Genomic DNA, 12,027 nt, shown 5'->3' with positions numbered 1-12,027 from the left:
AGCCCTGTCGACAGGGTGAGGGGTAGTTTGAGGCTTCACCAAGCCGGTGAAAGTGTTGTAGACCCTTCATGCTTCGACTTGGCTCAGCACGAACGGTCTACAACACATGCCAACTGCTCTTTTTAGGATTATGCGTTTTGAAGTCGGCGGCTTGAGTTGAAAGCCGAAGATGAGTTGAGGTATTTTAAGATCCCTTAGCAATTTTTTCAGAAGCGGGCATCGATGATGATTAAAATCAGAAAAGGACTGGATCTGCCCATCAAGGGCAGACCCGAACAGATTATCAAGACCGTACCCCCGCCGAAAACCGTTGCGGTACTCGGCTTCGACTCCGCCGGATTAAAGCCGCAGATGGCGATCAAAGAGTCCGATCCGGTCATTAAAGGCCAATTGTTGTTCACCGATAAAACAATGCCGGCGGTACGCTACACCTCGCCCGGAACCGGCTATGTCAAAGCGATCAATCGCGGCGAAAGGCGAGCTCTGCTGTCGGTCGTGATCGAGCTGACCGACGGCGACGAAGAAGTTCATTTCGAATCCTATTCCGAAGACCGACTGATCTCGCTAACCCGCCGCCAAATTATCGACCAACTGCTGGCTTCGGGATTATGGACAGCACTCCGCACGCGGCCGTTCAACAAGACGGCCAATCCCGATACGGTGCCGCACTCGCTGTTTATCACCGCCATGGATACCAACCCGTTGGCGCCGGCCATCGAGCCGCTGATAGACGACCATGAGCAGGATTTCATCAACGGCGTGCGAATCGTTTCCCGGTTAACCGAAGGCCGAGTCTTTCTTTGCAAACACCCCAAAACGCCGCTATCCGACATGGCTATCGAAAATCTGACTATCGCGGATTTTTCAGGTCCGCATCCGGCCGGCAATGTCGGCACGCACATCCATTTTCTCGACCCCGTCCATCTCGGTAAGACGGTGTGGCATATCGGCTTGCAGGATGTAATTGCGGTCGGCAAATTATTCACCACTGGCCGGCTCTATGTCGACCGCATCGTGGCCTTAGCCGGCCCGTCCGTACTGCATCCCTGTCTGATCAAGACCCGAATCGGCGCATGTCTGGACGACCATTGCCGCGGCGCGCTGATCGACGGCGAGAATCGCATCATTTCCGGCTCGGTATTGTCCGGTCACAAAGCCGAAGGAGCGACGGCATTTCTAGGCCGCTATCATCAACAGATTTCGGTATTGCCGGAGGACCGGCAACGTAAATTCTTAGGCTGGGTGAATCCCGGCTTTAGGCTCTATTCGGTCAAAAATGTCGTACTTTCCAAGTTCATTCCCGGCAGCGCTTATGATTTCACGACCTCGACGCACGGCGATATCAGGGCCATCATTCCCAACGGTAATTACGAACGCGTCATGCCTTTGGATCTGATGCCGTTGTTCTTGCTGCGCGCGTTAGCCGTCGAAGATATCGAAGAAGCCGAAAACCTCGGCTGTCTCGAACTGGCCGAAGAAGACTTGGCCTTATGCGCCTTTGTGTGCCCATCGAAACTGAATTTCGCACCGCTGCTGCGCCGAAATCTGGACATGATCGAGGAAGAAACCCTGGAGCACGAATCCTTATGAGCGATGATTCCGGAAAAAAAAGCTCTCAAACTAAAACGGGCGTAACACGGCGGATACTTGGCCCGTTCTTTGAGGCCGCGGACACTTTTCTCTATACACCGGGAACGGTTACCTGTGGCGCTCCGCATGTGCGCGACGCGATGGACATGAAACGTATGATGGTCACCGTCATCGTCGCGTTGATACCGACCGTCGTCATGGCTTTTTACAATACCGGCCTGCAAATCAACCTGGCATTGCAACAACAAAGTTTCGAACACGCCCCAGGGTGGCGCGGCGCACTGCTGACCTTGCTGGGTGTCGGCCACGATCCGAACCGTGTGCTGGATAACATGCTGTTGGGCGCGCTGTATTTTTTACCGATTTATATCGTTACCGTTGTTACGGGCGGTTTTTGGGAAGTGCTGTTCGCCGGCATCAGGCAGCACGCCATCAGCGAAGGCTTTCTGGTCACCAGTCTGCTGTTCGCGCTGATACTGCCGCCCGACATTCCTTTGTGGCAGGTCATGCTCGGTATATCGTTCGGCGTCGTGATCGGTAAAGAGATTTTCGGCGGCGTCGGCATGAACATACTCAATCCGGCCCTGGTCGGACGTAGCTTTTTGTTTTTCTCTTATCCGAGAGAAATGACCGGTAATACGGTCTGGGTGCCGGTCGACGGTTACAGCCGGGCCACGCCTTTGGCGGAATTGCCCGACCCTGGACTTGAACTGAGCGTTTCCTGGCAGGATGCCTTCTTAGGATTCATGCCGGGCTCCATGGGCGAAACCTCGACGCTGGCCTGCCTGATCGGCGCGTTGATTCTTATCGTTAGCCGGGTCGGATCGTGGCGCATCATGGCTGGCGTGGTTCTAGGTATGGTCGGCTTATCATTGCTGTTCAACTCCGTCGGCAGCCCGTCGAATCCGATGTTTCAGCTCACGCCGCAATGGCATCTCGTGTTGGGCGGATTTGCCTTCGGCACTGTCTATATGGCCACCGATCCGGTCTCGGCCGCGCATTCTCGGCCCGGTCAATACGTCTACGGATTTCTGGTCGGAGCCTTGACGGTGCTAGTTAGGGTCATAAATCCGGGCTTCCCGGAAGGTATCATGCTGGCCATTTTATTCGGCAATGTATTTGCGCCGACCATAGACAGGCTGTTTGTCAGCCGCCATATCCGAAAACGGTTGAGGAGGCAAGCTGTCCATGCGGAAAAATAGCTTCAATAATACTCTCCGGGTCGTATTGGGCGTGAGCCTGATCTGTTCTTTAATGGTGTCCGCGACCGCGATATTGCTGCACCCGAAGCAAAGGCAAAACCAGCGCCTGGATAGGATTGGAAATATCCTGGCCGTAGCGGGTCTCTATGAATCCGGGATCGATATTGAAGCCGTTTACCGACAAAACATCGTACCGCAGATGATAGCGTTGGATTCGGGAGACGTGGTTGACCCGGAAAAATTCGATGAGACTCTGAACATCGAAGCCTTCGATATTCAAACGCTGACTTCGGATCCTCGCTATAGCGCATCCGTTCCGCCTCAGTACGACAAGGCAAAAATCAAACAGCGCCCACAATACATGGCGGTCTATCGAGTCGAGACGGATCGACACCTTCAAAAACTCATCCTGCCTATCTACGGACGAGGGTTGTGGTCGACTCTTTACGGATTCATCGCGCTGGATAAAGACCTACGCACGATTACCGGCATCACCTTTTACGAGCACAAAGAAACACCGGGCCTCGGAGGCGAAGTCGACAATCGGCAATGGAAAAATAGCTGGAAAGGCAAGCAAGCGTTTGACGATCAAGGTCGGGTCGTGATCGAAGTCGTGAGGGGTGAAGTCGAACCGGACTCCGGCGATGCGGATCATCAAGTCTCGGGGCTTTCCGGTGCGACGATAACCAGTCGCGGAGTCAACAATCTGGTCCGATACTGGCTAGGCGAACACGGCTACGGGCCCTACCTAAACGCGCTCGAACAAGCGCGTAAACAAAAGAATTTTGCCGACAACAACGGACCGGAGTAAATCCATGCTGGAACATTACTTGAGTCTTTTTTTGACCGCTGTTTTCATAGAAAACCTGGCCTTGGCTTTCTTTCTGGGCATGTGCACGTTTCTGGCCGTATCCGATCGACTGTCTACGGCTACCGGCCTCGGTATTGCCGTCATCGTCGTGCAGTCGATCACCGTGCCGATCAACAACCTGATCTATCAGCATGTCCTCAAGGAAAACGCGCTCGCCTGGCTCGGGCTTCAAGGCATAGATATGACTTTTCTAGGGCTTTTATGCTATATCGGCGTCATCGCCGCCGTCGTGCAGATTCTCGAGATGTTTTTGGATAAATATATTCCCCGGCTCTATATTGCGCTCGGCATCTTTCTACCGCTGATCACGGTCAACTGCGCCATCCTCGGCGGCAGCCTGTTTATGGTCGAGCGTAATTATAATTTTACCGAGAGCATCGTGTTCGGCTTCGGCACCGGAACGGGATGGGCGTTAGCCATCGTCGGATTGGCGGGTATTCGCGAAAGAATGAAATACAGCAACGTACCCGAAGGTCTGCGAGGTCTCGGCATTACCTTCATCACGGCCGGCTTGATGGCGATGGCCTTCATGTTGTTTTCGGGCATAGAGCTCTAGCGATGCGGCCGCTTCCGACAATAACGACCGAACGGAGACCGGCATGAGCGATACCAGCTTAATCATCATTAGCATGGCCTTGTTTACATTCATCGTTCTACTGCTAACGCTGGTCGTGATGTTCGCCAAAGCCCGACTGGTCGAAAAAGGCGATGCCACCCTGACGATCAACGATGATCCGGATCATAGCCTGTCCGTGCCGATGGGCGGCAAATTGCTGGGCGCCCTGGCCGACAATGCTATCTATGTTCCCTCGGCTTGCGGCGGGCAGGGCACTTGCGGCCAATGTAAGGTCGTGATCAAAAAAGGCGGCGGCGCTATCCTGGGCACCGAGCGGGCCAAACTCAACCGGCAGCAGATCAAAGCAGGCTACCGATTATCGTGCCAGGTTTCCGTCAAGGGCGATATGAGCCTCGATTTGCCGCCGGAACTGTTCTCGATCCGCAACTGGGAATGCACGGTGCGCTCCAATCGCAGCGTCGCTACGTTCATTAAGGAATTGGTATTGGAGTTACCGCCCGGCGAAGACATGGACTTCAGGGCCGGCGGCTATATTCAGATCAATGTGCCGCCTCATACCGTTAAATACAGCGATTTCGAAATCGAAGAACGGTTTAGGCCGGATTGGGACAAATACAAACTCTGGCAATACGTTTCCAAAGTCGACGAACCGGTTATGCGCGCCTATTCGATGGCCAATTATCCGGGAGAAAAAGGCATCATCATGCTGAACGTCCGCATCGCCTCGCCGCCGCCCTCCGACCCCGACGTGCCGCCCGGCAAGGTCTCGTCCTATATCTACAGTCTGAAACCGAGCGACAAGGTCAGCATATCGGGGCCTTACGGCGAATTCTTCGCGCGGGAAACCGACAACGAAATGATCTTCGTCGGCGGCGGTTCCGGCATGGCGCCGATGCGCTCGCATATCTTCGATCAATTGAAACGACTGCACAGCGACCGGAAAATATCTTACTGGTACGGCGCCCGCAGTCTCGGCGAAGTATTTTACGCCGAAGACTTCGACCGGCTGGCGCAGGAGCACGACAACTTTCGTTGGATCGTCGGCTTGTCGAGCCCGCTACCCGAAGACGACTGGACCGGACCTACAGGTTTCATACACCAAATACTGTACGACGACTATCTAAAAGACCATCCGGCTCCCGAAGACTGTGAGTATTACCTATGCGGCCCGCCGGTGATGATCGATGCCGTGGTCGATATGTTGATCGATCTCGGTGTTGATTCGAAGAATATACTCTTTGATAAATTCTGAAGTTTTTGCACTCAAGGTTGTAAAGTGCGTATTGTTCGCCACCGCCATTAAGTTAAGGGCTTTTCCGTTCGCCCTGCGCGCAGCAGCAGGGCCCGGCACTGAAGGATTCCAAGCGCTTCAATTGATTTTTTTAGAATTATTGACTTCGACAAAGTAAGACCTGATTAGCAAGATGCTTCAGCTAGCCGAAGCCAAGTGTCCGAGCGGGGGCCATTCGTAGTCGCAAAAACTAAAATATGCTGTTACCCAAGCTCCAGCTTGGGTAACCTGTTCAGGAAGCTCTAGCTTCCCGACAATCAAGAAAGATTGAACGAGCGAGTCGGGGTTGAATGAGAATATGCGGAGGTTGCGTCGGTCTCAGGAAGCTCTTGCCCTGAGCCCTTCGGCTGCGCTCAGGAGAGCCTTGTCGAAGGGGGAGCTTCCGGGGGGCTTTTCCAAGCTGGAGCTTGGGAAAGAGCGTGAAGTTTCGATCGTGCGCAAAGCAGCCCCAAAATGTTCTGGGCGGAATGATTATAACCAGCCCTGCACCTAAATCTTTGATGGAAAAATGCTAAAAATGGGGCATAAAAAGTAACCTGACCCCTTTTTTGAATTTATTGATTACTATGCGGATCTTACCGAGCAAGAAACACAAAACTATCGTGAGCGTTATCTATCAGAAGCAGGTGAAACCATGGGTATAGCACAATTACTGAGACAAGAAGGTCGTAAAAGCGAATGCATGGCGCTAATAAATCGTCAATTGCGCCGAAAACTCGGGCTACAACCAACGCTCGAACAACTGCTGTCAAAGTTGCCCGCACTCTCTCTCGAAGCTCTGGAAGACTTGGCCGATGCGTTGTTGGATTTCAGAGAATTAAGCGATCTACAAACATGGCTGGATGAGCACGGCGGGTGAGACGCGCCTTCTGGGCAATCCCAATGCTGAAATAAATCAGGTAGATGCGCCCAATCAGAAACGAGGACGAATCATGCGTCTAAGCCCCATACAAAAGCAAGCCATCTGTGAAAGTGCGTTACGCTACTTTGGCAAGGAAGCGCAGATTTGGTTATTCGGATCGAGAGTTGACGATACACGCAAAGGCGGCGATATTGATCTGTATATCGAAATACCAACACAAAATGCCGAGGAATTGATAACGGCCAAATTACAATTTTTACGTGAGCTCCGCAAAAAAATCGGTGAACAAAAAATCGATATCGTCTTGCACAGAGCCGCTACGACAGTCGATTTGCCGATCTATCGGATAGCTAAACAGACTGGGGTGCGATTGCAATGAAAGAGCAAATCGAAGGCGTATTGAAAACATGTGACCGTCATGCCGAACGGCTCCGTTGGGCTATGACAGAATTACAGCCCCATTCGCCATTTGGGCTCCCCACTTAAGGCCATAAGTATCTACACAAGTTTTTATATCATAAATACAATGAGTTACAAGCTGGCTTAGCACCCCCCTCCTGTTGGAGAGGGTTGCAGTGGTGAGAGTAAAAACAACCACTTATATTCCCCTCATCCCAACCTTCTCCCGCAAGGAAAAAGGGGCTAGTAGTTGTGTAGATACCTATGACTTAAGGCGGGGAAAAGCACTAAGGATTAACCGTTCGCCCTGAGCCTGTCGAAGGGTGAATGGTTAATCCGTCCATGGTTCGACAGGGCTCTCCTGAACGCAGCCGAAGGTCTCACCACGAACGGATTAACCTTAAACTGTCCCGTGTTAAGTGGGTAGCCGCCATTTGCAGCAGAAGCGTTATCGCGATTAAGCAATGTAGAACTTGCAATACTCGATCAGTTTTCGACGCGTTTTGCAAAGCTACAAGATCTGATGGTGGTGCAGTTATTTCCGGCAGTATTGGAATTGACCAAAGAGCCCGGCGAATTAAAAGCATTCATCGATAAGCTCTATCGCTTGGAAAAAATCGGTGCAATCGATTCGGCGGACGATTGGCTGCTTATGCGAGAAGTCAGAAACGCTTTTTCGCACGACTATCCGGAGGATCCCGAATTGCAAGCGATAACATTGAACAAGGCATTCGAATTAGCGCAACGGCTGCTTGAGGTTCTCGAAAGCGTGAAAGTATTTGTTGCACCGTACCTCAATAAAGTCCGTAATTCATAGGAACCGATGAGGCATGAACCGCATCTACGAGTTTATTCTGTCATTACCAACAACATAACCGAGGCTATCGCGTTATTTATCAAAAAACCATACCATAACATTTAAATTATCCGGAGCATGCTTATGCAACATATAGAAACCGTAGCAGAGGTCAATCAAAACGGTATGATTACCATTACTTTGCCGGCCAATATCCGTCCAGGAAAGCATCACATCTTATTAGTCATTGATGAAGCGCTGACTGAAGACAATACACAGCTTGTTGATCATGCGCCAAAACTAATGCAAATGGCTGGGCGAGTGAGTGCGTTTGCAGCGATAGATGACCCCGTAGCATGGCAACAGCAACAACGTGACGAATGGCGACGGCATGAGGACAAGTCGTGAGTATTAACTACCTGTTTGATACGAATATTCTGATTTACCTGCTGAATGACCGCTTGGCGGAAAATTTACCGAATGGACGTTATGGCTATTCCGTCATTACCGAAATAGAACTATTATCGTTTCCTGCATTAACGGCAACGGACGCACAAATCATAAGCAACTATTTAAGCGACATTGTGTTGCTGCGCGAAGCATAAAAGCCGCCATTAAAAATTAATTATGAGATTTAAAATTTAGACCTTCATCGGTATGCCCCAAACTAATAATAAAAAGCAAACAATCGATTTCTATAATGCCAATGCTGAACAGTATGTTGCTGAAACTTCCTCTTTAGATGTTTCAGACCATCGAAATCGTTTTCTGAATTTCATCCCTGACGGCGGGCACATTTTGGATTTAGGCTGCGGTTCAGGCCGTGACAGTCGATTTTTTATCGATCGAGGTTATTCAGTGACGGCTGTCGATGCATCTGAAGCCATTGCAAAACTAGCAAGCGAATTTATTGGCAAAACGGTTGATGTCCTAGCTTTTCAAGAGCTCGATTATTTTGAGGCTTTCGACGGTATATGGGCCTGCGCCAGTCTGTTGCATTGCCCAAAATCGGAAATGGACTCCATTATACGAAGAATGACAAAGGCTTTGAAACCGCACGGTATCGTCTATATGTCTTTTAAATATGGTGCCGACGAACGAGTGGATGAGCTAGGGCGTTTTTTCAATGATTACACGGAAGCCGACTTGTCTGAATTGCTAGCCGCCCATTCGGATTTACAGATTGTCGATCTTTTTACCGAGACAAAACCGCTTAGAGGCAGTCATCAGACTTGGCTGAATTTATACGCAAAAAAACAAGCCGACAATGACGTCTAATGTAATCCAACATTTGATCACGGGTGGCGACGATCCTTTTCTGCCAAAGCTAAAGAACGATATCAATTCCGCCAGCAGGATCGATATTACGGTGTCTTTTATCCGGCAAAGCGGGCTACGTTTGATCCTTGACGCCTTGATCGATGCGCTTGAACGGGGCGTTGAAATGCGCATTTTAACCGGGGATTATCTATGCGTTACGGAACCGGCCGCTTTGCGTCATTTGCTTTTGTTGCAAGAATCCGGTGCCGATGTCCGGGTATTCGAAACACTCAATGGACAAAGCTTTCATATGAAAGCCTATATCTTCGCCTTTTCGAGTGAGCAAGGTAAGAGCGGCGGTCATGCCTATGTTGGCTCCAGTAATATTTCGAGTTCCGCATTGAAGCATGGCTTGGAATGGAATCTCAGGGTGGAACTCGAAGAAAATACGGCCAGGTTTGATGAAATTTGTCGTAAATTTGAACAAATTTATACCCATTCCAGTACTCAGCGATTGTCGAATCATTGGATAGAGGTTTATCAAAAAAGATTCGAAAATCGGCCTATCGTTCTTTTTCCGGAATTGGAAAAAGAAGAAACAACACTCCCGCCGGAACCCAATGCCATTCAACAAGAAGCGCTAAAAGCGCTAAAGCAGTCTCGTGAAATGGGTTATCAACGCGGCTTGGTCGTCATGGCGACGGGGCTGGGTAAAACCTGGCTAGCCGCGTTTGATAGCCTACAATTGAATAGCAACAAAGTATTGTTTGTCGCGCACCGAGAAGAAATTCTGAGTCAAGCCGAATATACCTTTGTCTGTATTCGGCCGACAACCAAGGTCGCGAAATTCACAGGGCTGGATCATCAACTGGACGCCGATATGTTGTTTGCTTCGATCCAAACCTTGGGCAAACAGCATCACTTAAACAAATTCGCGCCGAATCATTTCGATTACATTGTCGTCGATGAATTTCATCACGCATCCGCACCCACCTATCGGCAATTACTCAATCACTTCAAACCCCGGTTTTTATTGGGCTTGACGGCAACGCCGGAGCGTACCGATCAGGCGGACATTCTGTCGCTTTGTGACGATAATTTGGTTTATCGCCGCGATATGTTCGAAGGCATTAACTCCGGTCTTTTAAGTCCGTTTGATTATTACGGCATTGCCGACCAGGAAGTCGATTACCAAAGCATACCCTGGCGCAACGGCAAATTTGACCCGGATCAATTACAGAATAAGCTGGCTACCCAAGCACGGGCCAAACATGCGCTCAAGCGCTGGGTGGAGTTGAAACAAGTCAGGACGCTGGCATTTTGCGTGTCAAAAAAACACGCGGATTATATGGCCGATTTCTTTCGACAGCAGGGCTATAAAGCGGTATCCGTGCACAGTGATTCTTCCATTCGGCGTAACGAAGCCTTATCAAAATTGGAAAATGCTGAAATAGATATCATATTTTCGGTCGATCTGTTCAATGAGGGTATTGATTTACCGCTTATCGATACCGTTTTATTGCTCAGGCCGACCGAATCGAAAATTATTTTTCTTCAACAGTTAGGGCGCGGATTACGAAGACATCTTCTGAAAGATAGCTTGGTCGTGTTGGATTTTATCGGAAATCACCTGAGCTTTTTTCGCAAGCCCGAAGCGCTTTTCAATGTGGGCATCTCCAAACGTGAACGTAGCGAGTTCATCAAGCAAATTCAATCAAACACGCTCAATCTGCCTGATGGCTGTTATGTGAACTTTGATCTTCAAGCCATCGACTTTCTTGCAAAATTAATCGCGACGAATATCGATACCCAAGAAGAGATTTATCGTTCGTTGAAGTCATCGAAAGATCGAAGGCCAACTTTGGCGGAATTTTATAACGCGGGCGGCGAGGTTCAAGTCATTCGTCAACAATATGGCCAGTGGCTGAATTTTATTGTTTCCGAGCAGGATCTTTCGGTAGAAGAAAGCGAATGCTTCAGCCGTTTTGAAGATTTCTTCAAAGAAATTGAAATTACCAACCTGACTAAATCCTACAAAATCGTTCTTTTGGAAGCGCTTTTGGAATTCGACGGTTTTCGGCAGGCAATCGATATCAAAGATTTGTCCGTGCGTTGTTTCGGCATTATCCAGCGCCGTCGCGCCCTGCTTGCCGATTTGCCCGATGAGTTTAGGTCGGTCAATCGATTAGAGGGTAGGGCAATTAACCGCTGGCGAAGTTACTGGAAATCCAATCCCATCAAAGCGTGGACGGGCGGCAATAAGGCGACCGATCAAGCTTTTTTTAAAATTGATGACGAGCGGTTTCAATTTAGTGGCGATGTTCCGGAAAACGAAATCGACGTCTTTCTCGCATTGATCGGTGAGCTGATCGACTATCGTTACATGCAATACGAAGAAAGACTCCGAAAAGTTCCACCGGTAGAAAGTAGGCCGAAAGCGGACGTCATCGACATCAACAGCGCTAGAAAACAAAGGATCCCTTACTTTCAGGACTTGAAAATCGCATGCGGATTTTTTAAAGCTAGTCAACATGATGAAGATAGTGTTCATAAGATCGTTTTACCGGAACATTATGGTCGAGTGGATTCGGAGCGGCATTTCATTGCCCGCGCAACCGGCAATTCGATGGATGGCGGAAAAAATCCGATCAAGGATGGCGATTTGCTTCTGCTTGAGGCGATCACGCCCGACCGCGCGGGAAGCATTAGTCATCAAATCGTCGCAATTGAAAGGCAGGATGTATCGGGCGATGATCAGTATTTATTGAGATATGTTCGAAAATTAGGCCAAGGCGAGTATGAGTTGATCGCGAACAATCCGAATTATCAGCCCATGCGGGCGACGGAGGACATGCGAACCTTTGCGCGTTTTAAATGCGTGATTCATTCGGATGACCTGACAGATGCCTGATTTGCGTTGAGGGATAACAATCCATGCTAAAGCCCAAAAAGAATACAAAAAGAATAACTGGGGTCAAGTACGAGTTAAATGATACTGAATTGGCCTGTGTTTAATTTGTATTTGACCCCAGTTATTTTCGAGTGTTCGGTATGTAATGAATAATGCTTGAGCCGCATGACGCGGCGAACATCTTCCAACAAGGTCGGCGATTTTGAACTTGACATAAAATTGTTAGCGGCTATAGTGAGGCGAATTTATTATATAGGCAAATTTGCCT

The 12,027-nt window shown here is 49.5% G+C and carries 13 protein-coding genes; 12 read left to right on the top strand and 1 reads right to left on the bottom strand.

The annotated features are described in order from the left end of the window. The first annotated feature begins 222 nt into the window (after positions 1 to 222). The 12 genes from ACINK7_RS14565 (at position 223) to ACINK7_RS14510 (ending at position 11,759) form a co-directional block, all read left to right on the top strand. Positions 223 to 1,590: a Na(+)-translocating NADH-quinone reductase subunit A gene (locus tag ACINK7_RS14565; RefSeq protein WP_404356252.1), complete on the top strand. Its 1,368-nt coding sequence runs from the start codon at positions 223 to 225 to the stop codon at positions 1,588 to 1,590. After that, a complete protein-coding gene (locus tag ACINK7_RS14560) occupies positions 1,587 to 2,792 on the top strand; it encodes an NADH:ubiquinone reductase (Na(+)-transporting) subunit B (protein WP_404356250.1) in 1,206 nt (401 codons plus the stop codon). The genes ACINK7_RS14565 and ACINK7_RS14560 overlap by 4 nt, the downstream gene beginning before the upstream one ends. Beyond that, entirely contained in the window at positions 2,779 to 3,603 is an 825-nt protein-coding gene (locus ACINK7_RS14555; RefSeq protein ID WP_404356248.1) for a Na(+)-translocating NADH-quinone reductase subunit C, read from the top strand. The genes ACINK7_RS14560 and ACINK7_RS14555 overlap by 14 nt, the downstream gene beginning before the upstream one ends. A 7-nt stretch (positions 3,604 to 3,610) precedes the next feature. Then, complete coding sequence (gene nqrE / locus ACINK7_RS14550; RefSeq protein WP_404361456.1) at positions 3,611 to 4,219, top strand: NADH:ubiquinone reductase (Na(+)-transporting) subunit E; 609 nt, start codon at positions 3,611 to 3,613, stop codon at positions 4,217 to 4,219. Positions 4,220 to 4,262: 43 nt separating this feature from the next. Next, the gene (nqrF, locus tag ACINK7_RS14545; protein WP_404356246.1) at positions 4,263 to 5,492 is read left to right on the top strand and encodes an NADH:ubiquinone reductase (Na(+)-transporting) subunit F; all 1,230 of its coding nucleotides are present in this window, start codon (positions 4,263 to 4,265) and stop codon (positions 5,490 to 5,492) included. A gap of 673 nt (positions 5,493 to 6,165) precedes the next feature. Continuing rightward, on the top strand, positions 6,166 to 6,390 hold the full coding sequence (locus ACINK7_RS14540) for a DUF4351 domain-containing protein (RefSeq protein WP_404356244.1): 225 nt from the start codon (positions 6,166 to 6,168) through the stop codon (positions 6,388 to 6,390). Positions 6,391 to 6,463: 73 nt separating this feature from the next. Continuing rightward, positions 6,464 to 6,772, top strand: a complete 309-nt coding sequence (locus tag ACINK7_RS14535; RefSeq protein WP_404356242.1) for a nucleotidyltransferase domain-containing protein — start codon at positions 6,464 to 6,466, stop codon at positions 6,770 to 6,772. 543 nt (positions 6,773 to 7,315) lie between these two features. Next, positions 7,316 to 7,609, top strand: coding sequence for a hypothetical protein (locus tag ACINK7_RS14530; RefSeq protein WP_404356240.1), 294 nt, complete (start codon positions 7,316 to 7,318; stop codon positions 7,607 to 7,609). 123 nt (positions 7,610 to 7,732) lie between these two features. Then, positions 7,733 to 7,996, top strand: coding sequence for a hypothetical protein (locus ACINK7_RS14525; protein WP_404356238.1), 264 nt, complete (start codon positions 7,733 to 7,735; stop codon positions 7,994 to 7,996). Further along, a complete protein-coding gene (locus tag ACINK7_RS14520) occupies positions 7,993 to 8,193 on the top strand; it encodes a hypothetical protein (protein ID WP_404356236.1) in 201 nt (66 codons plus the stop codon). Before ACINK7_RS14525 ends, ACINK7_RS14520 begins: the two co-directional genes overlap by 4 nt. 52 nt (positions 8,194 to 8,245) lie before the next feature. Then, the gene (locus ACINK7_RS14515) at positions 8,246 to 8,866 is read left to right on the top strand and encodes a class I SAM-dependent methyltransferase (RefSeq protein ID WP_404356234.1); all 621 of its coding nucleotides are present in this window, start codon (positions 8,246 to 8,248) and stop codon (positions 8,864 to 8,866) included. Further along, entirely contained in the window at positions 8,856 to 11,759 is a 2,904-nt protein-coding gene (locus ACINK7_RS14510) for a DEAD/DEAH box helicase family protein (protein ID WP_404356232.1), read from the top strand. Before ACINK7_RS14515 ends, ACINK7_RS14510 begins: the two co-directional genes overlap by 11 nt. 74 nt (positions 11,760 to 11,833) lie before the next feature. Here the strand turns inward: ACINK7_RS14510 and ACINK7_RS14505 are convergent, their stop codons facing one another. Next, a complete protein-coding gene (locus ACINK7_RS14505) occupies positions 11,834 to 11,974 on the bottom strand; it encodes a hypothetical protein (protein ID WP_404356231.1) in 141 nt (46 codons plus the stop codon). Between the last annotated feature and the right edge of the window lie 53 nt (positions 11,975 to 12,027).

This window comes from Methylotuvimicrobium sp. KM1 (assembly GCF_044788715.1).
In the GTDB taxonomy this organism is placed as follows: Bacteria; Pseudomonadota; Gammaproteobacteria; order Methylococcales; family Methylomonadaceae; genus Methylotuvimicrobium.
This window is presented reverse-complemented; position numbering and strand designations above follow the sequence as displayed.

Coding starts and splice junctions, on each gene's coding strand:
- ACINK7_RS14560 (WP_404356250.1), top strand. CDS start 1,587: ATGAGCGATGATTCCGGAAAAAAAAGCTCTCAAACTAAAACGGGCGTA.
- ACINK7_RS14515 (WP_404356234.1), top strand. CDS start 8,246: ATGCCCCAAACTAATAATAAAAAGCAAACAATCGATTTCTATAATGCC.
- ACINK7_RS14565 (WP_404356252.1), top strand. CDS start 223: ATGATGATTAAAATCAGAAAAGGACTGGATCTGCCCATCAAGGGCAGA.
- ACINK7_RS14505 (WP_404356231.1), bottom strand. CDS start 11,974: ATGTCAAGTTCAAAATCGCCGACCTTGTTGGAAGATGTTCGCCGCGTC.
- ACINK7_RS14555 (WP_404356248.1), top strand. CDS start 2,779: ATGCGGAAAAATAGCTTCAATAATACTCTCCGGGTCGTATTGGGCGTG.
- ACINK7_RS14540 (WP_404356244.1), top strand. CDS start 6,166: ATGGGTATAGCACAATTACTGAGACAAGAAGGTCGTAAAAGCGAATGC.
- ACINK7_RS14510 (WP_404356232.1), top strand. CDS start 8,856: ATGACGTCTAATGTAATCCAACATTTGATCACGGGTGGCGACGATCCT.
- ACINK7_RS14530 (WP_404356240.1), top strand. CDS start 7,316: ATGGTGGTGCAGTTATTTCCGGCAGTATTGGAATTGACCAAAGAGCCC.
- ACINK7_RS14535 (WP_404356242.1), top strand. CDS start 6,464: ATGCGTCTAAGCCCCATACAAAAGCAAGCCATCTGTGAAAGTGCGTTA.
- ACINK7_RS14525 (WP_404356238.1), top strand. CDS start 7,733: ATGCAACATATAGAAACCGTAGCAGAGGTCAATCAAAACGGTATGATT.
- nqrF (WP_404356246.1), top strand. CDS start 4,263: ATGAGCGATACCAGCTTAATCATCATTAGCATGGCCTTGTTTACATTC.